Consider the following 26035-nt stretch of genomic DNA (forward strand, 5'->3'; position numbering starts at 1 on the left):
AAGACCAAACTTTAATTAAAGTTTGGTCTTTTTATGTGTGTATGAAGGAAGGTTGGAAGAGTTAACGTTATATAATTTATAGCAATTTTTCCCGCTTTCTTTAGCCTCGTATAGAGCAATATCAGCTTTTTTCATTAAACTGGATTCAGTAATAGTTCGTTGACTAGATGCCAATGCGATGCCCATGCTCGTTGTAACCGTTAAGGTATGACCGTTCAGTTTCCATGGCTGCCGGATAGCGTGGTTGATTCTTTCTGCAATTTCTATCGCATTATTAGAGCTTTGAATGTTAGAGAGTAGAATAACAAATTCATCTCCGCCTAATCTTGCCACCATGTCATGATTACGGATGGTTGATTTAATACGAGAACCAAATTCTTTAATAACCGCATCTCCTGTATCATGGCCATAAGTATCGTTAATCAGTTTAAAATGGTCAATATCTAAAAGTATTAGAGCGAGAGGTGTATTATTTGTTAGAAACTGTTCCTTTGCAAAGGCAAATTGTTCTTTAAAAAATAATCGATTTGGAAGATCTGTTAAACTATCGTGATAAGCAAAATATTTCAATTTGGATTCATATTCTCTTCTTAAGGTTATGTCTCTAGTGAGCACAACCAGATGCTGAAAAGTATTATTATGGTTGAACACCGGATTTCCGATCGATTCACACCAAATCATATCTCCTTCAGCATTTTTTTGTCTAAACTGAATTGTAAAGGGTTCACCTGAACTGATCGAGTTACGGACAATTTCCACTAAATGTTCCTGATCATCTGCATGAACATTATGAAGAAAACTTTTCTTAAGATACTCCTGATGGTAGTAACCTAATATATTTTTATAAGATGGGGAAACATATGTGATTTCTCCGTCTTTATTAACAAGTGTAATTAAGTCATGGGCATTCTCTGCGATAATTCGAAAGCGTTTTTCACTTTCTTCCAGCTTGTTCATGCTCTGTAACTGTTCAGTGAAATCTTTCAAAATTCCGTATAATCCAATGATTTTCTCATCGATGATAAGTGGAATAATTTTAAAAATGATGTTAACTTGCTCGCCATTTTTATTTTTAAAGATTAAATCTCCACTTTGATTAGTTCCTTTAAGTGCTTCGTTTATCAGATTATCAAAATTGCCTGTATCTTCTTTGTCTAATAACTCTTTAAGCGGTTTTCCAAATAACTCTTTTATTTTATACCCGGTAATATGTTCACTCGCTTCATTTCCATCAGTTATATAACCCTTTTTATTTAATATAAAAATGCCGTCTGTATTATGGAAAAATAAAGAGTGGTAACGCTCATTACTTTCAGCCAGTCCACTTATCATTTCCATTGCATTTGAGAGCGCATTTCTTTCATTTGTAATATCTCGTACAACCGCTATGATTCGATCAACTGTACCTTTTTCATCAAAGTAAGGGCTTAAATCGGTTTCAGCATAATATTTTATACCATTCTCTTCGTAAACCTCTTCATAAGTATAGCTTTTTTGACTTTCAACAACTTTGCTGTATTGCTTATATAAAAATTTTGCTTTTTCCTTTGGTTCAATCTCCATAATGCTTGAGCCAATAATCTGGTTAGACAAATTTAAACGCTCCATTGCAGCGGTATTAATGAACTGAAAACGAAAATCATAGTTTACAACTTCAAAAATAAAGACCATATCTTTAATACCGTTCATTAAAACTTCTTTATAAAATTTCTCCATAAAAGTTCCCCTTGTTTTAACTGGACTAAAATTTATTTCTTCTGAAGTAAGTATGGGCATCTTCATAGATAAAGTCAGTGTTTGGAATTTTTTCATTATTCCTAATTATTGTACTTAATTTATTAATAATAGAAGCTAATCGATTTTCCGTCAATTGATTCACTTTAATGGGCACTCCGTAAGAATAGACTTCCGCAAACTCTTCATTTATCCATCTTAACTCGCCATTTAATTCAAATTCTTCATCCAGAAGGGTGAAACTAATATGAAATTTCATATCCATATTGATGGGAAGTTTCAAATTTGATAAGACGTTCAAACCGCCAAGACTTATATTTCTAATTAAAATAGGAGTTTTACCTAATTGGACCGGTTTACCATTCAGCTCGACAATAGATAAGTTACCCGGTATAGGAAACGGGAATTCCAGTCGGAAAAACTTTCTTCGTTCTTCAATAATTTGCTTAGTATTTGATTTTTGCGGTTTTAAGTAGCCAATTACTAGAATTTTTTCAAATTGATCAATTTTTACAGGTTTTGAAAAAAGGTAACCTTGAATAATGTCACAATCTATTTGTTTCAGAAAATTTAATTGCTCAAGTTCTTCTACACCTTCAGCAACGATATTTAATCCCAATAATTTTCCTAAGTGTAAAGTAGCCGATATGATGGCATTATCAATTTCGTTTTTGTAATTGATGTTTTGAATAAATAATTTATCTATTTTGATTGTATCCGGTTTAAATTGACGTATCGAAGCAAGCGAGGCATAGCCTGTACCAAAATCGTCAATGGCAATACGTATCCCCATTTCCTTTAGCCGTTGAATAATGGAATAAGTTCCTATTTCGGAATTTACTATCGTATTTTCAGTAATTTCGAACTCAAGAAATTGTGGATCAATTTGATACTTCTCAATTTGAGCTTTAACAAAATCAAATAAATCAGTCTTCATAAATCGAATTGGTGGAATATTTATCGCAATCGGTTTAAGGGGCAATCCCTTTTCTTTCCATTCATATAAATATTGACAGACTTTTTCAATGACCCAATCAGTAATTGTATTAATCATATGATTTTCTTCCGCAAGTGGAATAAATTCTCCAGGAGAAATCATAACCCACTCTTTATGATTCCAGCGTATTAATGCTTCAGCTCCGCATAGTTTTCCATGTTTTGGTTCAACTTGCGGCTGAAAGTACAATTCAAACTCTTCATTAATAATTGCTTTTCGCATGTCTCGATCTAAAACATATTTTTTATAAGAAGAAATGTCCGCTAAATGAGAGGATAATTGATAGGTGTTTCTGCCTTCTTTTTTGGCTTGATAGAGGGCTGTATGTGCATTTTCCAATAAAATATTTTTCTCTTTACCTTCCTCAGGGAAAAAAGTAATGCCGATACTCGTAGAAATATTTATTTCATAGCCTTGAATGATAAAAGGCTCACTAATTTTATTAATTATATTTTGCGCTAACTGATACACGTTATTTTTATCGTTATAATTCTTATAAATCATTATGAAATCGTTACTGCTTAAACGTGCTAAATATCCGGTATGTGGCATCAGTTTGCCAAAGTTATCGGCAATGAACTTCAATGCTAGGTCACCGATTGAATAGCCTAATGAATCGTTAATAATATTAAAGCGATCTAAATCTAGACAGAGGACTGCAAAACTTTCATCATATTTACACATATGATCCAGTTGTTCAAAGAGCGATTTTTGATTGGGAAGTCCTGTTAGTGTCTCGTAATTTGCTAAATAATCTAGCTGTGCTTTCAGTTCCATTTCTTGCGTAATATCCGTAACGAGTCCAAAAATATATGAAATTTCCCCGTTTATATTGATTTCCGGTACAACTTCTTCCAAAAGCCATTTGATTTTTCCGCTTCCGCTTATAAATTGATAAATAGTTTGTAAACTTTCTCCAGCCTCTACTTTTTTTATCGCACTATCTAGTTGGGAAACAGAATTTGGATGGACCATTTCATACCAAGTATCCGGATTATCGTACAATTTAGAGATAGGAATATCGACTATATTTTCCAATCCTTTAGAGGCAAATACAAAACTCGCGTCACTTGCATCGCGAACCCAAATACCCGAGGAAAGATTATTAAAGATTTTTTTGTAGTTTTCATTTTGTTCAATTATTTGATTCTCCAGTTCAATTTGCTGAGTTACATCACGAATAACACCGATAATTTTATGAGGTTTCTGATTCTCAAATAACACTTCAGCATGAACTTTAATATACTTTATCTCGTTAGTTTTCCCGTGATAAATCCTAAATTGATTTGTATAGTTTTTCCCAAATTTAATTGCTTCATTAATCTTTTGATAGGCATGTTCGTAATCTTCCGGATGAACTAACTTATAAGGATCGCCCATATGCATATACAGATCAGGTTCTAAACCAAAGATTCGATAAAAGTTTTCTGAACAAAATAAATGATCGTTTTCAATCAAGTACTCCCAGCTTCCGATTTTTGCAATTTGCTGGGCATGTTTTAAATGGTTTTTATGCGATTCCAGCTGTTCAGTTAAAATAATTTGATCCGAAACATCGATAGCGCTTAAAAAAACTCCTTCTACTACATGATCGATTGTTATAGGGATTAAAGTTAGGGCAAGCGTTGATTTTTGATTGTTTTTATTTTTTGTCTCAATCATGCACTTTTCGGATTTTCCGCTTAGTGTTTGTTTGAAAACATCTGATAAAATTTTATATGTAGGTTCAGTTAAAACAGTTTGAAAATCCTTTAATTTATTTATTGTTTTTCCGAAAAATAAACTTACTCTTTTATTATCTGAAGTGATTATTTCTGCATTATTTGAAAAGATAAAAATAAAGTCAGGATGATTATTTACAATGGATGTATAGTAATTTAACAGCTCATTATTTTCGATTTTGGTATTAGCATAATTTTGGGAAGACTCATTCTTAGAAAAAAACTGTTTAAATTTATTTATTTTATTATCTTTATTCATAAAATCCCCCCTATAAATACTTGATTTAACAATACGCCTGTATACAAATAGTAGTTATAAAAACTCTGCGATAAAACGAGATAATATGCCTTTTATTTTGTTAAATATATGTACATATAAAAATTCAATTGTCTAATATGTTTTTATTGAAAAAAACAGGACTATTGTATTAAGATTATGTATTTAGAACAAAATATGTATATTTTAAATACCCGTTTTTTTTAATAAGTAATCACATTTGATGAAATTAAATTTAAATTATTATCAAAATGAGACAATACATCATTAAATCAATGACAATTCAAAAGAAATTTTTCCAGTTTGAATAATTACCTGAAAGTTATGATAATGTACTAGTAGGAAGAAATTGTGGGGTGATGTTGATGAAAAAAAATATTGGAACCGGTATTATTTTAGTGCTTGTCATCACAATGCTTGGTACTTACATAAAAGCTGAAATCAATCAAAGTACGACAATCAACGAACATGCAATAGGAAAAGAAGTTGAATTGGGCGAAGAGGTGGGCCTTGAAAAAGGTCAGTTTGCGCCGGATTTTACATTATATAATTTAAAAGGCGAGCCACTGACACTTTCGGAGTTGAGAGGGAAGCGGGTCGTACTGAATTTCTGGGCAACGTGGTGTCCGCCTTGTGAAGCGGAAATGCCGCATATGCAAAAATATTACGAAAAATACCGTGAAGAAGACAATGTGGAAATTGTCGGTGTCAATATGACGTATGCAAACGAAAAGCTGGAGCGTGTGGAGCAGTTTTTAAAAAGCTATGATATTACCTTTCCAATCTTACTGGAACAATCAGAAGCTGTCGCCTTTCAATATGAAATTTTGACAATGCCTACAACGTATATGATTGATTCGGCGGGGAAAATACAAAAACAAATAATTGGCCCGCTGGATTTGAATGCATTGCGGGAAAATGTGATACAACTTGATTAAGCTTGAGGAAAGCACAGACCTGCATCTTAAATTGTGACGTATAAATTCGACTTTATAAGTATGAAACTTTCATTCGCTTCATAAATTTTATGGAACGGAGGAGAATTCGTGCGGAAAAGTCGGATTTTTTTATTAGTAGTTGTGATGGTATGTATCGGTATAATTGTTTATGGTGTTATGAAAATCAAGGCACAGCCACAAGAGGAACAGGCAGATTTTGCGGTAGTCAATGAACTGCATGAGTTAATTACGAGCGAATCAGTTTATGATATCAACTCGGAAAAATTGGTGGAAGGTGCACTGCGAGGGATGGCAAATGCAATAAATGACCCCTACAGTACGTATTATTCGGAACAAGAAGCAGCATTACATAAACAAACGCTCGCAAGTGAACGAATCGGAATTGGTGTTGAGTTGGCAGAAGCAAATGGCAAGATTATTGTCGTGGCTCCTATTAAAGCATCGCCTGCAGAAAAAGCGGGTATTCGACCATTGGATGAGATTATACAAATTAATGAAGTACGACTTGACGGAAAATCTATGGGGGAAGTTCGTAAGTTGATGTATGGCAAGGAAGGGGAAGCAGTTGAACTTGTCATTTACCGACCGGAACTGGACCAGCATTTAAAGTTGGTCATGAAAAGAGAACGTTTGAAAAATGATACGGTGGAAGCTGAAGTTCTTGAAGTAGAGGGTAGAAAACTCGGCTATATAACGATCAATCTTTTTGGTGAAAAAACAGCAGAAGAATGGAAAGAGGCTCTTGATGGGGTAATTAAAGAGGAAGTGGAAGGGTTAATCATTGATGTGAGGGACAATCCAGGTGGCTATTTACATAGTGTGGCCCAAATGATGAGCATGTTCGAGCAAAAGGAAAAAATCTTTGCGTATATGCAAAATCATGATGGTGTAACAGAGCCACTGAAAACAAAGGAAGTGGAACAGTTCCAGCCTTATGTAAATTGGCTGCGTGACACGCCTTTAACACTTATCCAAAATGAAGGTAGCGCATCAGCTAGTGAAGTGTTTGCGGGTGCCCTGCAGGACTGGAAACGTTCGGTCATTATTGGGGTGACGAGCTTCGGTAAAGGAACGGTTCAACAAACATGGGACCTTCAAAATGGCGGAGAAGTAAAATTATCGACGAATAAATGGCTTACACCTTCTAAAAAGTGGATCCATGATGTCGGGATTGAACCGGATGTAGAAGTGACGCAGCATCCTCTTTACAGTGTAGAAACAAAAATACTGAAAGGGCGTTATGAAGAGGGAGAATACAGTGAAGAAGTTGCCTACAGCCAGCGTATTTTAAGTGAACTGGGCTATGCTATCAGCCGGACAGACGGATTCTTTGATGAGGATACAGCACAGGAAGTAGAAAGCTTCAGAAAAAAGCATGATATTGCAGAAGGAAAATATATGGATGAAGTATTTTTCCATGAATTAACGAAAGAACTGCAAACATTCAAACAGTCGAAAGTAAACGACATGCAGCTGCAGATGGCGATTAGTTATATTATGCATCAGTTTGAGTGAAGGATAGTGTAAAAGATATTAAAAGCTCGTTTCTTAACGAAATGGGCTTTTTTATTTGATTACCATTTTATTTAAGAACGATCTGAAAAAACTCCATCTTATTTACCTCCTCCTTAGATTTCCGAATCTCCCACCATGCCTTTATTTCATTTCCGGTACAAATGGGACTACGCATTCCGTAAAGGATTTGGTACAATTATTCGTACGGTAGGTGAGAATATGGATGGAACAATTTTGATTGAAATTTTAAAAGGGATTGGCCGATTTTTTATAAATCCTTTGTTTTATATCGCCATCATTTCCGCAGTTTATTTAGGATATCGCCGAGTGAAGCGCGAACGAAGGTATTTTAACCGACGGATACTAGGTGGCTGGTCCGAGCTGAAAAATATGCTTGCGATGGGTTTTATGCTGTCCGTTATTATTTCCTTATTTAGTCTTGTAATAGGCTTAACAGTATCGCTCGAATTATTGACAATTGTATTTATTGTGAGTTTCGCAGGTTTAATCATTTATATGTATCAATTATTATCTCCGGCGATTGTAATGGCGATTGCTTTTTGCGGAATCGTTTGGATGCAATGGCAGGATTGGTCATATACAATCGGAACTATTGAATTGGCAGGGAGAAATGTTACGGACGATCTTGTTATGACCGTTCCAATTATGACAGGGCTCTTGCTGATGGCAGAAGGAATTTTAATTCGCCGTTATGGTGCCCGTTTTGCTTCACCGATTGTTGAGAAAACAAAGCGCGGATTAAATGGGATAGGCTATTTTAGTAAACAGCTTTGGATTTTACCTGTCTTTACTATTATTCCGGGTGAAGGCATTCAAAATTTTGCGCCTTATTGGCCACAATTTACGATCGGAGCGGAACAGTTTTCGATCATTGTTTTCCCGTTTATTATCGGATTCCAGCAAATGGTGCGCCAAAAGCTGCCGATGAATGTATATCCTCAAATGGGACGTTCAATTATTATGATAGGGCAATTTGTGCTGATTATCGGATTGGCCGCTTATCTCCTGCCGGTATTAGGTGCTGCAGCATTAGCATTAGGGGCAATTTCCCGTACAATTATCGGCATTCATTATAGTCGTTCTGAGGACCGCAACAGTTATGCCGTTGTACGCAGTGATAAAGGGGTTATGATTGCCGGCATTTTACCGGATTCCCCTGCAGAGAAAATGGGACTTGTCGCAGGTGAAATTATTAAGCGTGTAAATGGACAAGATGTTTTTACAGAAGAAGATTTGTATAAGGCATTGCAGATCAATGCTGCCCATTGTCGTTTGGAAGTGCTTGATCATTCAGGTGAATTGCGTCTTGCCCAGCATGTAGTCCATCGTGATGACAATCATAAAATCGGGTTATTAGTTGTTAGTTAATTTCAAAAGAATCTCGGTAATTCGAGGTTCTTTTTTTGGGTTAAAACGGGTATAAACAAATTATGTTAAGATTAAATTGTACTAGACAGCATTGTATAACTTCAGAAATTTTTATCGTTTTTGGTAGGGGTGAGTGGTTATGTTGGATTGGATGACAATCGATAATATAGAAACAATTGTAGAAAAATATAAGTTATTAGGCCCGTTTTTCGGGATTTTATTAACGTTTTTAGAATCATTTATCCCGATATTGCCGCTGTTCGTAATAATCATTGCCAATGCCGCAGCATACGGGTTGTTTTGGGGTTTTTTACTGTCCTGGCTTGGAACGGTAGCAGGATCATACATGTTCTTCCTCATGATTCGCATGTTCGGAAAGTATCGTCTCTTCCGTCGGATTAAAGAACAGAAACAAGTAAAAAAACTGATCAACTGGGTAGATATTAGAGGATTCACACCACTGTTTGTTCTGCTATGCCTGCCGTTCACACCTGTTGTTGTTGTCAATACGGTTGCTGGTTTATCCAATATTAAAAAGAAATATTACTTTTTGACACTCCTTATATCAAAACCCATTTTAATCTTTTTAATTAGCTATTTAGGCAGTGATCTGCGTGATATCTTAACCTCTCCTACAAAACTTATTATTTCAGCTGTCATTATTTTAATCATTTGGGGAATCGGCAAATTGATTGAAAACATTTTAAATAAGCGCGTGGAAAGAGATTTGCGAGAGATAGGTAAGTTACGTAAACATAAATAAAAAACTATAAGTCTTGGCTTTTTACAAATAGTGAAAAGGCAGGGCTTTTTTGTATGATTCCAATTAATGCGCGAACATGTATTCTTATATTATAATAGAAGAAAGAAATAGAAGTGAGGTGGGAATTGTGACGTTACGAGTTATATCAGGACGGGCAGGCACGGGAAAAACAACATTGATTCACCGTGAAATTGTCGATGATTTAAAAACAAACCTATTTGGACATCCAATTTTTATATTAGTTCCAGACCAAATGTCGTTTACAACGGAGTATGAGCTGACAACGAATTATGACATTGAAGGAATGATGCGTGCACAAGTTATGACATTCAAACGGCTGGCCTGGTTTGTGCTGCAAAATGAAGGCGGCATCGCCCACGAACGTATTGACGGCACAGGGTACCGCATGCTGTTGCGACGTATTTTGGAAGAACATCAGGAAGAGTTTCTACTATTTAAACGAGCGGCAGGTAAACCCGGTTTTACGAAAGAAGTCGAGCAGATTTTAAAGGAATTCAGTCAATATCATATCGATGTGGAAACAATCGACCCGCTGATCGAATCATTAAAATCAAACGGTGCAAGTGAAGTACTGCTGCATAAATTGCATGATCTGAACATTATTTTAAAGCAGCTGTATGAGCGGATCGGGACGGAATATATTAATGGCGATGGCTATTTCCCGCTGTTAATTGAGCGTATTCCGAAAATGGAAAGCTTGCGCGATACCCACATCTATTTGGATGGGTTTGTTTCATTTAATGGACAGGAATTTGCCATTTTAAAAGAGCTTCTTATTTATGCAAAACGTGTCACAATTGTTCTCCCGATGGAAGACCCGCAAATGGATTTACTGGAAGGCTCCGTGTTTTACAGAGCTGCGATGACATACGACAAAATAAAGAATGAGCTGCAAAAATTACGATTCGAACGAGGAATTGATATTGAAGAGGAGCCGCGCGTTCATTTAGAAGTGAACTACCGTGCGACAAATCGGGACTTGCTGCATATTGAACATTGCTTCGACAAAATTACGGATACACCCGTCGAATCAACGGGACATACGAAAATATTGGAAGGTGTAAACCCGCGCGCAGAAGTGCAAGGTATTGCCCAGGAAATTAAACAGCTCGTTCTGGATAAGGGGCTTCGATATAAAGATATCGGGATAATGTACCGCCAGGCGGATGTATATGATGCGATTATCGGAACGACCTTTACCCAATACGAAATTCCATTTTTCTCAAATGAGAAGCGGGCAATGCTTTACCATCCGCTTATCGAATTCAGTCGATCCGTACTGGAGATTATTACGACAAACTGGAAATATGAGCCGGTTTTCAGAAGTATTAAAACCGATCTGTTTTTCCCTTATGGAGCCAATTTAGTCGCAATGCGGGACAGAGCGGATATTTTGGAAAACTTCGTCATCGCCAAAGGAATTGTCCATGACCGCTGGATGAAAGATGAAGTATGGCATTATCGCCGTTTTAAATCACTGGAAAAAGTAAATGCGGTTCAGACAGAAGACGAGCTGGAGCATGAGCAACTTTTAAAATCGGTACGTGACTTAATTCGGGAGCCGGTACTGGTATTGCAGAACCGGTTGAAAGGTAAAAAAACTGGCCGTGAAATTGTAGTGGCACTGTATGAGTTTATGGAGCAGCTCGATATTTATAAGAAACTGCTGAAAATGCAGGAGCAGGAAGAGCAGGCCGATTCACTCCATCAGTCATTGGAGCATGAACAGGCTTGGAACGGCTGGATTCATATTTTGGAGCAGTTTGACCTTATGTTCGGCGATAAAATTATGCCGTTGGAAGAAGTTGCACAAATTTTGGATGAAGGCTTTGAAACACTTGAATTTGCAAGTGTGCCGCCTACATTGGATGAAGTGACCGTTTCGACTGTCGAGTTTGCGCGTTTTGACAATAAAAAGGCCATTTTCGTCATCGGTGTTAACGACGGGGTATACCCGATGCGTATGGAAGCAGGAGGACTGCTTTCTGATGACGAGCGTGAAACATTTGATAAAATCGATGTGGAATTGGCACCGGGTATAAAAAGCAGGCTTCTTCAGGAAAGTTTCCTGTTTTACCGTGCGATTTCTTCATCGACGCAATATTTATATATTACGTATGCAAATGCGGACGAGGAAAGTAAAAGTAAGCTTCCATCACTTTATATTAACCGCCTGCACAGCATGTTTGAGATTACCGAAAACCGTGGCACGCCAGATGAGAAAACAGTTCGTACACTGCAGCATCGTCAAATTGCGATGGACCCGCTTGATGAACTTCAAAAAGACAATGTGCTCAATTATTTACAGCATCCGTCACCGGCAATCGGCTTCTTAATGACCCAGCTGAAGCAGGCACAGCACGAACGACGTCCTCTTACTGAAGAATGGGCGGCATTAAAAGCATTTTATGAACGGGAACAGCGCTGGAAAGATGTGCTGAATGTCGTGGAAAAACCTTTATATACGACGAATGAAGCAGAACCGCTAACGGAAGACATAGCGACAGCATTGTATGGGGAAGACTTTTTGGCAAGTGTATCGCGTATTGAACGCTTTTACAGCTGTCCGTATTCACATTTTGCATCCTATGGGTTGAAACTGCAGGAGCGTACAGAATTCAAACTGGAAACATTCGCAATGGGCGATCTTTTCCATGAGGCAATCCGGACAATTTTATCCGAGAAAGAGCCATCGATCCCGCTTACGACATATGTAGCGTGCTATAAAAAGGCGGATGAAACCATTTCAAAACTGGCGGATTATTTCTCGTACAGTATTTTAAAAAGCAGTCACCGCTTTGAATATATTAAAACGAAACTTGTGAAAATTGTGGCACGTACAATTTATGCACTCATTAATCAAAGTGAGCTGTCCAAGTTTAAAGCAATTGCCCATGAAAAGCCGTTCGGAAAGCGCGACGATAAAAATACGGAACAGGATGACCGCAATCCGCTTGAAGCACTGAAAATCGATTTGGAACATAACCGGAAAATGTATGTGCGCGGGCAAATCGACCGGATCGATGCATATAAAGATGCGGAAAATCTGTATTTGCGTGTTATTGATTATAAATCAAGCGGCCGCAAGCTTGATTTTACCGAAGTATATAACGGGATTTCACTGCAGCTGTTGACGTATTTAGATGTAGCGATGAAAAATATTCCGATCATCGCACGTGAAGGGAAGTTCATTCAGGATTTATCGGAACTGGAGAATATTATTGTCCAGGCTGCCGGGATGTTCTATCTGCATGTGCACAATCCGCTAATTCCGACAGAGGATTATGAGCAGTATGATCGTGTGGAAAGTATGCGTCAGGAGAAGTTCAAGTTAAGCGGCTATATGGTGAAAGATGTGGAAGTGGCGCAACTGATGGACAAGTCACTTGAGCCGAGTAAAACATCCATTATCGTACCAGCGGCGTTTAAAAGCGGAGAGAATCCGGAATTCAACAGCCGTTCCTCAAAAGTGATTGAACAGGAACAGATGGAAAACTTGCAGGAATTTGTACACTATAAATTCCGTCAGGCGGGCAATGAAATTTACCGAGGAAATACGGAAATTAAGCCGTACAGCTTAGGCAATCAAAAGGCTTGTACGTATTGCAGTTTTAAATCGGTTTGCCAGTTCGATCAGTCGGAAACAGGAAACAGCTTCAACGAAATCAAGAAACAGCCGGAACAGGAAGTATTTGAAAACATTAAAAAGGTGGTATGTGCAGATGACAATTCCAGCGAAGCCGAGTGATGTTCAATGGACAGATGTTCAGTGGAAAGCCATCTACGCATCAGGTCATGACATATTAGTATCGGCTGCGGCCGGTTCAGGAAAAACAGCGGTATTGATCGAGCGACTTATCCAAAAGATTTTAGCGCCAGAAGACAAGCGCATTGATGTGGATGAGCTGCTCGTCGTAACGTTTACAAATGCCTCGGCAGCAGAAATGCGCAACCGTATGGCAGAAGCGCTTGAAAAGGAACTTGCCCAAAATCCGAGCAACCAATTTCTGCGCCGTCAGCTAAGTTTATTGAACAAAGCGCAAATTTCCACGCTGCATTCATTCTGTTTATCGATTTGTCGTGAATATGCATACACGATTGATCTGGACCCGGGTTTCCGTCTGGCAAGTACAGAGGAAGCTTCATTATTGCAAGATGATGTGCTGATGGATGTGCTTGAAAAGGCATACCGGGGGGATATGGAAACTTTGTTCACGAAAGAGGAGCTTTACACTTTAGTTGACAGCTTTGCATCTGACCGCAGTGACCAGGCGATCGAACTGTTGCTGCAGGAAATGTATAAAGTATCCCGTGTTCAGCCAAACCCGTATGAATGGCTGCGCGCATTGCCGGAGAAATACGATATTAATCCGGAAAGTCCGATTGATGAGTTGGTTATCGCGAAAGAAGTGCGCCCGTTTATTATCGGAAGCCTGAAAGAAATTGCCACACGGCTTGAAAAAGGCTTGCAAATTGTGTCCGTTACACCTGCTTTAGAGAAAAACAAGCCGTTGTTTGAAGCAGAATATACAGGGGTTAAGCATGTACTTGAAGCGATGGAAGAAGGCTCATGGGAACAAGCATATGAGCTAATCCCCGCTGTTGAGTTCGGACGGATTAAACCGTTGACGAAAAAGGATACGGAAGTAGATAAGCAATATTATGCGGTAGCGAAAAATCATCGTGATACGGCAAAAGAAATGCTGACAGATTTGAAGGAAACGTTTTTTGCGCGTCATCCAAAGTTGTATGTTCAGGAAATGGCGGCGACGAAGCCTATTATGGAAACGCTCGTAAAACTGACGATTGAATACAGTGAAGCGTTTAAAAAGGCGAAGCAAGAGCGCGGCCTGCTAGATTTTTCGGATTTAGAGCATTATGCATTGGAAATTTTGACAGATGAAGAAAGCACGTCAAATCCACCACAGCCATCCGATGTAGCATTGAATTTCCAGAAGCGTTTCAAAGAAGTGCTTGTTGATGAGTATCAGGATGTCAATTTCTTGCAGGAAACAATTTTGCAGCTTGTGAAAAACGGCGGTGAGCAGGACGGGAATATGTTTATGGTCGGCGATGTGAAACAAAGCATCTACGCCTTCCGTCTTGCAGAACCGCGCCTTTTCCTTGATAAATATAAGCGATTTGAAGAGGACCCGTCCGGTACGGGAATGAAGATTGACCTGAATGCCAATTTCCGCAGTCGTTCGGAAGTGCTGGAAGGTACGAACTATGTATTTGAGCAAATAATGGACGAAGAAGTCGGCGAAATTGCGTACGATGAACAGGCAAAACTTAAATTCGGGGCGAGTTATGATGAGCAGCAAGTACCGATAGAATTAGTTTTACTGGAAGGCGATTCGAAAGCGCAAATCATTCCGGGAAGTGAAGAAGGATCCGAGGAAGAGAGCATCAGCGCGGCACAGCAGGAAGCCCGTTATATTATTCAGCGTATACGTGATTTAGTCGATCATGGTGGACAAGTGTACAATCCGAAAACGAAATCGATGCGTCCGGTCAGCTACCGCGATATTGTCGTATTGATGCGTTCCCGCACATGGTATACGACGTTTGCGGAGGAATTCAAGTTGGCCGGCCTGCCGCTTTACGCCGAAACGGATGGCGGTTATTTTGAATCGCTTGAAGTAATGATTATGATCAACACATTAAAAGTCATCGACAATCCGTATCAGGATATTCCGCTCGCTTCCGTACTGCGTGCACCGTTTATCGGTTTAACGGAAAACGAATTGGCGAAAATCCGTTTAATTAACGGGAAAGTCCCTTTTTATGAGGCATTAAAGCAGTATAAAGAAGAAGCAGCGGGTGACATGCCAATCGCAACAGAGGCTAAGCTTGAGAAGTTCTTTTCGATGCATCAGAAATGGCGTCAGTTTTCCCGTCACGGGGCATTGGCCGATTTAATTTGGCAAGTGTATTTAGATACGAATTATTACGAAATGGTCGGTGCGATGGCGAACGGCAAGCAGCGCCAGGCGAACTTACGGGCACTGCATGACCGTGCATTAAGCTATGAAAAATCATCATTCCGCGGATTGTTCCGCTTCCTGCGATTTATCGACCGGATGAGTTCGCGCGGAGATGATTTAGGAATTGCAAAATCGACGAGTGAAGCGGACGATGTCGTCACATTGCTCACAATCCACAAATCAAAAGGGTTGGAATATCCAGTCGTATTTGTAGCGGGAATGAGCCGTACATTCAATACGAAAGACTTAGGCAGCCGCTATATTTTCGATCAGGATTTCGGTCTGGCGATTAAATCGGTGAATCCGGATTTAAATATCATTTCGACTTCTTTACCGCATTTATATGTGAAGGAGAAAAAGCTCGCGAAAATGAAGGCGGAGGAAATGCGTGTCTTATATGTAGCGATGACCCGTGCAAAAGAACGCCTCATTTTAGTCGGCTCGATTAAAGATTGGGAAAAGCAGAAGGAAGAATGGGCATTTTATCAGGAACTGGAGGATACGGTGCTCCCTGCATACATTCGTTCAAAAGCGAACAGTTATTTAAGCTGGGTCGGTCCGGCTGTTGCACGTCATAATGATTTCCTGTTTGCCAATTACGGATACTCGAATGAAGCGGCAACAACGGAAAAATGGACGGTACGCATCATTCCAAATCGTGACTACTTACTTGCCAATGAAGCGGAAACGGTGGAGCATGAAGTGATTGAACAGGCAGTGAATGAAGATTTGGTTCAGCTGCTGGCGAAACGTTTCACGACACCGTATCCATATGCAAATGCGGTGACGAAGAAATCAAAAACTTCGGTATCGGAGCAAAAGCGTCTTGAAAGTTTGCAGCGAATGGAAGAAGAGCAGCTTTACAATATGGAAGCGAAGCGCTACGTAAAAACTGATGTACCGAGCTTTATGCTAAAAGGGAAAAAAGAACGGAAGCTTTCGGCAACAGAAGTCGGTACAGCTGTTCATGCCGTTATGCAGCATATCCCGCAGCAAGGGTTTTCGTCGATTGAAGAAACGGAAAGTTATATCCAGTCGCTTGTAGATCGTAAGCTGTTGCAGCAAATTGAAGCGGATGCAGTTTCAGCGGAAAAAGTATTTGCCTTTTTCAAAACAGAGGTCGGCGAGCGTTTAAAAAAAGCGAAGCAAGTACTAAGAGAAGAACCATTTACACTTAGTTTGAAAGATCAGGAAGGGGATGCCCAGATTGTACAGGGTGTCATCGACTGCATTTTTGAAGATGAACATGGAAACTGGGTGCTTCTCGATTATAAAACAGACTATATCGAACAGTATTTATTAGGCGATTTTGAGAAAATTAAACAAAAAATGACAAAGTCGTACCAAATTCAATTAAACTATTATCAGCATGCTGTCCAATCAATTAAGCGTATTGAAATAAATGAACGCATTTTATATTTATACAGTATTGGACAAGAAGTGAAAATAGATTAGGGGGATGGACGGTGGATTTTCGCCCAGTAGGTACGAACGAGCGTGTTGCAACACTGGATATATTGCGCGGAGTAAGTTTACTCGGCATTTTATTAGTAAATATGTTTGGGTTTTATTTACCGATGCCGCATATAGCGGATTTGAGCAGCTGGTTTAATGAAGTTCAGGATATAATACTTCAGCAGCTTTTGGATATTTATGTGCAAAGCAGCTTCTATCCGTTATTTTCTATGCTGTTCGGGTATGGATTAGCGATGCAATATGTAAAAGCAAATGAGACGGGCGCAGATTTTTACCGGTTTGCGCCGAAGCGTCTAATTTTATTATTTTGCATTGGGATGTTTCATGCGATTGTCATTTGGTGGGGCGATATTTTGGCCACGTACGCATTTTGCGGAATATTTTTAATCGCGCTAATTCGTTTGAAGGCAAAATGGCTCGTGCTTGTGGCGGTTGCGGTGAATGCTTTGTATCACGGTTTTAATTTAAGTTTATATGTCGCGGCAGGTTTCTTTACGGCGTCAACGGATAGTTTCTCTGTCGATATTGAAGCGATTCAAAGTGCCTTAACAGCATACGGTATCGGGAACTGGACGGATGCATTTATGCAGCGTCTTGATGATTTATCGATTCAGATGGGTGTCATGATGTGGATCTCGTCTTTATTTACGATATTACCTTATATGCTGTTTGGCGCAGCACTTGCGAAATGGCGTCTGATCGAGCGGGCAAATGAAAAAATCGCTGTCTGGATCATTTTGGCTGTAGCTGGTATTGGCGGCGGACTTTATATGAAGAGCCTGCCGATAGCCGGTAACCAAACATTCGGCAATGAGTACTTGCAAGTTTATATCGGCGGACCGCTGCTTGCGATTGGCTATATGGCAGTCATCACATTGCTGACACAATTGCCGGTCATAGTAAAACTGCTGTCACCAATTGCAAAGGCTGGTCGCATGTCTCTCACGCTCTACCTGATGCAGTCCGTTATTTGTACAGTGCTGTTCTACAATTGGGGCTTCGGTTTATACGGAAAAGTGGATGTGCAAATGGGAATTTATATGGCGGTAGGAATTTTCGTCATCCAAGTACTATTTGCGGAAATCTATTTTTCAAAATATAAACAAGGACCGATTGAAGCATTGCTGAAAAGATTTACTTACGGCAAACCTACGGACCGTAAAGCGTGAACAAAGAATGTAGTATTGTATAAAGTTTTATGCACCGAAAGCTTAGTTTTACGAATTAAGTTCCTTTTTGTCAGAAAAGTAAGGCAATTGTTCATGTTTTAATGTATGATGTAAAAAAACAGAAGGAGTGCTCCACGTTATGAAATTGTTATCATTTAAAGTAAACGAACAAGTAAAGTTTGGCCCAAAAGTGAAAAAAGAAGAGGCAGTTTGGGATGTAGTCGAAATCCAAAAACAACTTAATGTACTAAAAGACTTTCCGAAAACAATTATCGACGGGATTGCACATGGCTACGAATTTGTTGAACAGGTTCGTAAATTAGTAGAGGCAGCTCAAAATCATGAAGATGGAGCTCAGTTTAAACTGGCTTATTCTGATATTGAATGGCTGTCGCCAGTTCCTCGTACACCGAAAAATATTTTATGTGTTGGTAAAAATTACAGTGATCATGCCCGTGAAATGGGTGCAGAAAAGGCTCCGGAACATATCGTTGTTTTCACGAAGTCACCAACTGCAATTGCTCCGGATGAATCGACATTACCTGTGCATGCAGATGTGACGGATTCCCTTGATTATGAAGGGGAGTTAGCTGTCGTAATCGGCAAGCGCGGAAAAAATGTTCCGAAAGCAATGGCATTTGACTATGTGTTCGGTTATACAATTGCCAATGATCTTACAGCCCGTGACGCACAGGAGAAGCATAAACAGTTCTTCTTAGGCAAAAGCTTGGAAGGCAGCTGTCCAATGGGACCGTATTTAGTAACGAAAGATGAAATTCCTGATCCGCATGCATTATCAATTGTGACAAAAGTAAATGGTGAAGTACGCCAAAATGGATCAACGAAAGATATGTTGTTCACTGTTTCTGAAATTATTGAGACAGTTTCAAAATATGTAACGTTAGAGCCAGGCGATGTTATTTTAACAGGTACGCCGGCCGGAGTTGGAAAAGGGATGAACCCGCCGCAATTTTTAAAAGCAGGCGATGAAGTGAAAATCGCAATCGAAGGAATTGGAACTTTAGCAAACCGATTTGCTTAATATTTTTATAGCTGCGGATTGCTAGTTTCCGATATTAATAGGTAGTAGATTTCCAGTGTCAGGGGAAATCTACTGCCTTTTTTGCAGAAAAATATAGCTTTTTTATGACAACTCATTGAACTTGGAAGATTCAATTGAATTTATATGGCTTCACATGGTAGGATATTGCCTGTAGAGAATAAATAGAAGAGGTGGAAAATTCGTGGATTTCTTAACTAGTACGACACATATGCACATTACGACTTGGGTACTTGCATTAGTATTATTTTTTATCGCAGCATTATCCGGCAAAAAGTTGAAAGCAGTACACATGATCTTACGTTTAATGTATATTTTAGTAATCGTTACAGGGCTGTCTTTATTCCTTGAATGGCGCGACAAAATTTCTGAGAGCGGCATGAACTATGATATGAAAGTGTTATTTGGTATTTTAGTAATCGGCTTTATGGAAATGGTATTAGTACGTAAAAACAAAGGCAAATCTGTCAATATGTTCTGGGTACTGTTCGGTATCGTTCTATTAATTACATTATACTTAGGCTTAAGCATGGGTATCGGTGTAAACTTCTAATTAAAGAGTGAAGCGTGTAAAAAGTGGAGGTGGCTTTTTACACGCTTTTTTGTATGGGGGGAGGAGGAATTCTACTTTTACGGGGATTTGTTCTACTTTTGTAGTGTTTTGTTCTACTTTTGTAGTGTTTTGTTCTACATTAGGGAAGGGAAGTTCTCCTTTATATCAAAGATGTTCCACTTTTCTTGTTCATCGTTCAACATTTCATCCGGAAAGTTCTAATAACCCGGAACTTTCAACTTTAGCTGCAATTTGTTCTACCTTTTTAGAGATTGTTCCACATTTTATACAGGTAGTTTTAAGTCTCCTGCTCGACCTTCTATCTCTGAAACCTTCTAATAAAACACACCGAGCAATCAATTCCTAATCATATCAAACCCTCTATACACATTTCTGACACGTATTTGTTGAATTTCCTATAAATAACTATTAAAGCTAGCTACATTTATATCTTTTTTGGTAAAATGACGATGGACTGTATATGAAAGAGAGGGAAATGAATGGGATTTAATAAATGGTTTCGTACATTAGCTGCGGGTGTGCTGCTTTCGACTTCATTGTCAGTTGCTGCTGTTGCAAATGCGGAAGAGCGTACGATCGCAGATGAAAGTATATATGATGTTTTAGTGGACCGTTTCTTTAATGGTACCGGTAAAAATGATGATGATACAGTAAATGCGCAAGACCCGTCGATGTTTGCGGGCGGGGATTTCAGTGGACTGCTGAAGAAAATCGATTATGTAGCAAATATGGGCTATACGATTCTGTCTATTGGCTCTGTATTTGAAACTGAAAAATATGATGGTTCGATGCCAACGAGCTATACAATGTTTGACCACCGTTTTGGTACAGCAGACGAATTTAAAAAGATGGTCGAGGCTTACCAAAAACGTGAAATCAAAATGATGGTTGATTTCCCGATTTCCAATGTTAGTCCAAACCATGAACTTGCAGAAAGACAAGGATTTGTAGCATCTGAAAATGATGGGAAAATACAGTGGGACTTAACGAATGAAGAAGTACAGAATGAACTGATTAACAGTGCAGTACAATTTGTAAATACATATAAACTAGACGGGGTTCGTTTGACGAATATTGAACAAGCGGATACTGCTTTTTTAAATCGCTTTATCGAGCAGTTAAAAGCAGCAGGTGCCTATGTTATTGCGAATGCAGAAAGTGATGCAAATTTTGACGCGAAATTTTACAGTGATACTGCAGCCAACTTCACAAATGCATTTAAAAATGTCGATTTAAATACAACAGTACTGGAGCCTCATATCGAGGAAATGCTTTCAGGAACTCCGGTCTTATCGATGACCGATACAATATGGTCGGATCGCTTCACATTGGCGGCAACAGAGGAAGGCATGTATCCGCCGACACGCAGTAAAATTTCCATTGCGAGCACGCTTTTACTTCCTGGTGTGCCGATCGTACAATATGGATCTGAAATTGCGATGAATGGGGAAGCGGGTGTTGAAGCGCACCAATACTACAATTTTAAAACAGACTCGGAATTAGCAGATTATGTCGGAAAGCTCCAGTCATTACGAAATGATTCCGATACTTTGCGAAACGGGGAATTTAAATGGCTTGAAAATAAAGACGGCTATGTTGTATTTGAACGCAAATCCGATGAAGAAACATGGATTGTAGTCATTAATAATAGTAGTAAAACAAAACGTGTGCATATTCCGGTAGCTGAGCTAGGTGAAGGAAAAGAAATTCGCGGAATGTTCAACAGTGAAATCATCCGTGAAAATAAGGACGGCAACTATGCGATTATTTTAGACCGAGAAATGGTGGAAGTGTACCAAGTGATTGAAGCGCGTGGCATTAACACTTCCTATATTGTGGCACTTGGATTGGTCGTTGTGTTATACACAGCATTTATGATTGTAATTATGAAGCGCGGAAAAAAACGCCGTGCCGAAAATTCAGTTCAATAGTGAAACAGCCTGGAGAAGCAGACAACATGCTTTTCCAGGCTGTTTATAGTTTATTACAGTTTTAATCGGTCCTGCAGAAATTTCCCGATGCCGTCTTCGTTGTTCGATAGCGTAATTTCATTGGCAATTGTTTTCAAGTCGTCAATACCGTTACTCATCGCAACGCCAACGCCTGCGTATTCAATCATTTCCAAGTCATTGTCCTCATCGCCAAATGCAATAATGCGATCACGAGGAATGCCCATTTCTTTTGCAATATAGTCGATACCTACTGCTTTACTTAAACCTTTATGGACAATTTCGATAATCGGGAAGGGAGCTCCCCAACGACGATGCTCGATCAGTTCAGCGTGAACATCCTGTAAATGCTTGCGGATAATCGGTGTATTGACATCATCGGCTTGAATAAGCAAACTTGTCGGATTTTCCTTTAATGTATTTTTCAGATCGCCAGTTAAAATATTGGGATTACCCATATGCAGCAACTGAAGCACACCTTCATCTTCACGGTGAAGGTACACATCATCCAATACTTCGGCGATTAAGTTGTCGTATTCGTATTTATGAACCGATTCTACAACATCATGGACTACACTTAAATCGACTGTTGTATGAATCGTTTGCCACATCGGATTTTTAGGGTGGTGGATGAGGGCTCCGTTGAAATTGACAATCGGAGTTGTTAAACTCAGCTCCTGATAATAAAGCTGACTCGCACGATACGGACGTCCTGTCGCGATCATCACCTGATGACCTGCTTCTTTTGCTTTCAACAAAGTTTCCTTTGTCAGCGCAGAAATCTTTTTCTCGTCCGTCAATAAAGTGCCGTCTAAATCTAATACAATTAAATGTTCGTTCATAAGAGTAAGCCTCCTTTAGCCTGGGTATAATTGTAACGTGCAAAAATAGCATTCGTCAAAGTTTTGAAACATCGACCAATTTTTGCTAATGTAAACAAAGAGGTGAGAAATTTGATAGTTGATAAAGAACAATGGAAGTCCATTCCATTACTGCATGTATACGATGAAACGATGGATGAGCAAACACCGGTCGTTATTTTTCTTCATGGTTTTTTAAGCGCAAAGGAACATAATTTACATTACGCTTATCAGTTTGTGCAACAAGGTGTACGCGTTATACTACCGGATGCTTTAATGCATGGTGAGCGCTCGAATCAATTGACGGAAGACCAGATGAACTTTAACTTCTGGAAAATTGTATTAAAGTCAGTGGAAGAAGTACATACTATTTATGAAGAATTGAAGCTGAAAAACTTGGCAGGAAACAAGGTTGGAATTGCCGGTACTTCAATGGGCGGAATCGTCACTTCAGGATGTTTAGCGATCTATCCATGGATTGAAACGGCAGGTATTTGCATGGGAACGACAAGCTATACAAAACTGGCTCTCCATCAAGTAGAGGATTTAAAGCAAAAAGGCGTAACATTTCCGTTGTCTGAAGAACAGCAGACAGGCTTGCTTCAAATGCTGCAAAAATTCGATATGGAGCAGCATGAGGAATTATGGGCAAACAAACCGATTATTTTCTGGCATGGTGAGCGCGATACGGTCGTTCCTTATCATATGAGCCGAGATTATGTTGAACAACTGGAAAAAGAAAAAAAAGCAGAACATATTACTTATTTGGCAGAACGAAAAGCAGGGCATGCGGTTTCGAGAAACGGAATTTTGCAAGTCACGCAATTTATGGCGCAATGTTTGGCATAAATCTTGCGTTCTGCTATGATAAACAATAACACCATGGCGAAAGGGGAAATTTAATATGGCAATTGATCACGATATGAAAGAAAGTATGTTAGGTGCATTGGAAAACGTAATTGACCCTGAGTTAGGGATTGATATCGTCAACTTAGGCTTAGTATATGAAGTGGATTTAACAGACGAGGGCTTAGCAACTGTTACAATGACATTAACATCAATGGGCTGTCCACTTGCACCGGTTATCGTTGACCAAGTAACAACTGCACTTAGCGAATTACCGGAAGTAAAAGAAGTAAAAGTAGATATCGTATGGCAACCGGCATGGTCTAAAGACAATATGTCGCGCTATGCAAAAATGGCATTAGGCATTCGTTAATTAATAAGTGAATAAATGAATTGAAATTCGGTCATTTTGCGTATAGGCAAAGTGATCGTTTTTTATTAGAAACTTTGTGCAGGAAACAGGACGTAATTATTTGTTGTTTGACCAACTTTGACTTATAATAAAATTAATCAAAAAAGGTCAAACTAAATGAAAGGGTGCATTCTATGCAATTTAACCAAACACAAGATAATCGTCCGCCATTAGAACAATTTGGACGTAACTTAATTGAACAAGTAAAAAACGGTAAGATGGATCCGGTTATTGGACGAGATGAGGAAATCCGGAACGTCATTCGTATTCTGTCACGTAAAACAAAAAACAATCCGGTCCTCATCGGTGAGCCAGGTGTTGGTAAAACAGCGATTGTCGAAGGGCTGGCACAGCGGATTGTAAGACAAGATGTTCCTGAAGGATTAAAAGATGCGGAGCTTTATGAACTGGATATGAGTGCACTGATTGCCGGTGCATCATATCGCGGGCAGTTTGAAGAGCGGCTGAAATCCGTATTAAAGCAAGTGAAAGAATCAGAAGGGCGTATTATTTTATTCATCGATGAGATCCATACAATTGTCGGTGCAGGAAAAACAGACGGAGCAATGGATGCGGGAAATATGCTGAAACCAATGCTTGCACGCGGTGAACTGCATTGTATTGGAGCAACAACATTGGATGAATACCGTATGTATATCGAGAAAGATCCTGCATTGGAACGCCGCTTCCAGCAAGTAATGGTGCGAGAACCTTCTATTGAAGATACGGTCTCCATTTTACGCGGAATAAAAGATCGTTTTGAAGAACATCATCGTGGTGTACGCATTCATGACCGCGCGATTATTGCAGCGGCCCAATTAGCAAACCGTTATATTACAGACCGCTTTTTACCGGATAAAGCAATTGATCTGGTTGATGAAGCATGTGCAATGATCCGCATCGAAATCGATTCAATGCCACAGGAACTGGATCAGTTAACACGCCGCCTCACTCAGCTGAAAATTGAACAGCAGGCACTAAAAAAAGAAAAAGATGATGCGAGCAAAAAGCGTCTTGAAATTATTACAGATGAAATTGATACATTGGAAGTTTCGATAAAATCAATGAAGGAACAGTGGGAACTTGAGAAAAACGGCTTGCAAATTGTGCGTGATAAAAAAGATGAACTGAAAAAAATGGAAGCCGAGCGCGATGACTTATTTATTTCAGGCAGTAATTTAGCGCGGGCAAGTGAGCTCCAATATAGTAAAATCCCTCAGCTTGAAAAGGAAATCGCTGAACTGGAACTGCAGTTGAAACAGTCGGAAGGTAACAGGATGCTACGTGAAGAAGTGACTGAAGAAGAAATCGCTAAAATAATTTCACGCTGGACAGGTATTCCGGTAACTAAGCTTGTTGAAGGTGAACGCGAAAAACTGCTCCGTTTAAAAGAAACACTGCATGAACGGGTAGTCGGCCAGGACGATGCGGTAACGTATGTAACGGAAGCAGTTTGGCGTGCGCGTTCCGGTATTAAAGATCCGAATAAGCCGATCGGAAGCTTCTTGTTCCTCGGTCCAACCGGTGTCGGAAAAACGGAATTGGCAAAAGCGTTGGCCGCGCAACTATTCGATTCAGAAGACCATTTTATCCGTATCGATATGAGCGAGTATATGGAGAAACATTCTGTATCACGGCTAGTCGGAGCTCCTCCAGGCTATATTGGCTATGAAGAAGGCGGTCAGCTGACAGAAGCGGTACGCCGTAATCCATATTCCGTTGTGCTGCTGGATGAAATCGAAAAGGCGCATCCGGATGTCGCGAATATTTTACTGCAAGTACTCGATGATGGCCGCATTACCGATAGCCAAGGACGGATCGTCAACTTTACGAATACCGTCATCATCTTGACATCGAATATCGGTTCACAATTTTTACTGGAAGCATCAGAAGAAGCGGAGCAGCTTGTCCAAACGGCATTACGCCAGCACTTTAAGCCGGAGCTGTTAAACCGTATGGATGATATTATTATGTTCCATGCCTTATCGAACGAGCACTTCCATAAAATTGCCTGGAAATATGTAAAACAGCTTCAGGATCGGGTCGCAGAACAGGAAATTATGCTATATGTTGACGCGGAAGTTGTAGACTGGATTGTGAAGCACGGAATTGACCCGCAATTTGGTGCACGTCCGCTCAAACGCTTCGTCCAACGCCATTTGGAGACGATTGTTGCCCGTGAGCTGTTAAAAGGTGAAGTTACAGCAGGTGGAAGTTTATCGATCGCATTGGAAAATGAAGAGTTAGTTATAAAATCAAATTAAGTGTGAAAAAAGCTTGTGCGTGAATGCGTACAAGCTTTTTTAAATGTTCTAATAAGGATGGT

The 26035-nt window shown here is 39.4% G+C and carries 16 protein-coding genes; 13 read left to right on the plus strand and 3 right to left on the minus strand.

What is annotated here, in order from left to right:
* Nucleotides 1-15: 15 nt before the first annotated feature.
* Complete coding sequence (locus B5473_RS10095) at nt 16-1716, minus strand: sensor domain-containing protein (RefSeq protein ID WP_176142066.1); 1701 nt, start codon at nt 1714-1716, stop codon at nt 16-18.
* 25 nt (nt 1717-1741) lie between these two features.
* The gene (locus B5473_RS10100; RefSeq protein WP_079524753.1) at nt 1742-4711 is read right to left on the minus strand and encodes an EAL domain-containing protein; all 2970 of its coding nucleotides are present in this window, start codon (nt 4709-4711) and stop codon (nt 1742-1744) included.
* Between the two features lie 383 nt (nt 4712-5094).
* Here B5473_RS10100 and B5473_RS10105 point away from each other — a divergent pair, with 383 nt between their 5' ends.
* From B5473_RS10105 to B5473_RS10150, 10 genes are all read left to right on the plus strand, one after another.
* The gene (locus B5473_RS10105) at nt 5095-5667 is read left to right on the plus strand and encodes a peroxiredoxin family protein (RefSeq protein WP_079524754.1); all 573 of its coding nucleotides are present in this window, start codon (nt 5095-5097) and stop codon (nt 5665-5667) included.
* 108 nt (nt 5668-5775) lie between these two features.
* A complete protein-coding gene (locus B5473_RS10110; protein WP_079524755.1) occupies nt 5776-7203 on the plus strand; it encodes a S41 family peptidase in 1428 nt (475 codons plus the stop codon).
* 219 nt (nt 7204-7422) lie between these two features.
* Entirely contained in the window at nt 7423-8592 is a 1170-nt protein-coding gene (locus B5473_RS10115) for a PDZ domain-containing protein (protein ID WP_079524756.1), read from the plus strand.
* Between the two features lie 139 nt (nt 8593-8731).
* Entirely contained in the window at nt 8732-9355 is a 624-nt protein-coding gene (locus B5473_RS10120) for a TVP38/TMEM64 family protein (protein WP_079524757.1), read from the plus strand.
* A 127-nt stretch (nt 9356-9482) separates the two neighbouring features.
* Complete coding sequence (gene addB / locus B5473_RS10125; RefSeq protein ID WP_079524758.1) at nt 9483-13124, plus strand: helicase-exonuclease AddAB subunit AddB; 3642 nt, start codon at nt 9483-9485, stop codon at nt 13122-13124.
* On the plus strand, nt 13099-16818 hold the full coding sequence (addA, locus tag B5473_RS10130; protein WP_079524759.1) for a helicase-exonuclease AddAB subunit AddA: 3720 nt from the start codon (nt 13099-13101) through the stop codon (nt 16816-16818). Before addB ends, addA begins: the two co-directional genes overlap by 26 nt.
* Before the next feature lie 11 nt (nt 16819-16829).
* Nucleotides 16830-18008 carry a DUF418 domain-containing protein gene (locus B5473_RS10135; protein ID WP_079524760.1) on the plus strand — a complete coding sequence of 393 codons (1179 nt, stop codon included), beginning with the start codon at nt 16830-16832 and terminating at the stop codon, nt 18006-18008.
* A gap of 139 nt (nt 18009-18147) precedes the next feature.
* A complete protein-coding gene (locus tag B5473_RS10140; RefSeq protein ID WP_079524761.1) occupies nt 18148-19050 on the plus strand; it encodes a fumarylacetoacetate hydrolase family protein in 903 nt (300 codons plus the stop codon).
* 202 nt (nt 19051-19252) lie between these two features.
* The gene (locus tag B5473_RS10145) at nt 19253-19621 is read left to right on the plus strand and encodes a YisL family protein (RefSeq protein ID WP_079524762.1); all 369 of its coding nucleotides are present in this window, start codon (nt 19253-19255) and stop codon (nt 19619-19621) included.
* A gap of 500 nt (nt 19622-20121) precedes the next feature.
* On the plus strand, nt 20122-21573 hold the full coding sequence (locus B5473_RS10150) for an alpha-amylase family glycosyl hydrolase (RefSeq protein ID WP_079524763.1): 1452 nt from the start codon (nt 20122-20124) through the stop codon (nt 21571-21573).
* A 53-nt stretch (nt 21574-21626) separates the two neighbouring features.
* Here B5473_RS10150 and B5473_RS10155 read toward each other — a convergent pair whose 3' ends face one another.
* The gene (locus B5473_RS10155) at nt 21627-22433 is read right to left on the minus strand and encodes a Cof-type HAD-IIB family hydrolase (RefSeq protein ID WP_079524764.1); all 807 of its coding nucleotides are present in this window, start codon (nt 22431-22433) and stop codon (nt 21627-21629) included.
* A gap of 102 nt (nt 22434-22535) precedes the next feature.
* Between B5473_RS10155 and B5473_RS10160 the strand changes: the two genes are divergently transcribed.
* The 3 genes from B5473_RS10160 to B5473_RS10170 all read left to right on the plus strand — a co-directional run bounded on the left by B5473_RS10160 (nt 22536) and on the right by B5473_RS10170 (nt 25973).
* Nucleotides 22536-23300, plus strand: a complete 765-nt coding sequence (locus tag B5473_RS10160; protein ID WP_254865290.1) for a dienelactone hydrolase family protein — start codon at nt 22536-22538, stop codon at nt 23298-23300.
* 61 nt (nt 23301-23361) lie between these two features.
* Complete coding sequence (locus B5473_RS10165) at nt 23362-23670, plus strand: metal-sulfur cluster assembly factor (RefSeq protein WP_303047331.1); 309 nt, start codon at nt 23362-23364, stop codon at nt 23668-23670.
* 173 nt (nt 23671-23843) lie between these two features.
* On the plus strand, nt 23844-25973 hold the full coding sequence (locus B5473_RS10170) for an ATP-dependent Clp protease ATP-binding subunit (RefSeq protein ID WP_079524767.1): 2130 nt from the start codon (nt 23844-23846) through the stop codon (nt 25971-25973).
* Nucleotides 25974-26035 lie beyond the last annotated feature (62 nt).

The organism is Solibacillus isronensis (genome assembly GCF_900168685.1).
Classification (GTDB): Bacteria; Bacillota; Bacilli; order Bacillales_A; family Planococcaceae; genus Solibacillus; species Solibacillus isronensis_A.

Coding starts and splice junctions, on each gene's coding strand:
- B5473_RS10095 (WP_176142066.1), bottom strand. CDS start 1,716: ATGGAGAAATTTTATAAAGAAGTTTTAATGAACGGTATTAAAGATATG.
- B5473_RS10100 (WP_079524753.1), bottom strand. CDS start 4,711: ATGAATAAAGATAATAAAATAAATAAATTTAAACAGTTTTTTTCTAAG.
- B5473_RS10105 (WP_079524754.1), top strand. CDS start 5,095: ATGAAAAAAAATATTGGAACCGGTATTATTTTAGTGCTTGTCATCACA.
- B5473_RS10115 (WP_079524756.1), top strand. CDS start 7,423: ATGGATGGAACAATTTTGATTGAAATTTTAAAAGGGATTGGCCGATTT.
- B5473_RS10120 (WP_079524757.1), top strand. CDS start 8,732: ATGTTGGATTGGATGACAATCGATAATATAGAAACAATTGTAGAAAAA.
- addA (WP_079524759.1), top strand. CDS start 13,099: ATGACAATTCCAGCGAAGCCGAGTGATGTTCAATGGACAGATGTTCAG.
- B5473_RS10140 (WP_079524761.1), top strand. CDS start 18,148: ATGAAATTGTTATCATTTAAAGTAAACGAACAAGTAAAGTTTGGCCCA.
- B5473_RS10150 (WP_079524763.1), top strand. CDS start 20,122: ATGGGATTTAATAAATGGTTTCGTACATTAGCTGCGGGTGTGCTGCTT.
- B5473_RS10155 (WP_079524764.1), bottom strand. CDS start 22,433: ATGAACGAACATTTAATTGTATTAGATTTAGACGGCACTTTATTGACG.
- B5473_RS10170 (WP_079524767.1), top strand. CDS start 23,844: ATGCAATTTAACCAAACACAAGATAATCGTCCGCCATTAGAACAATTT.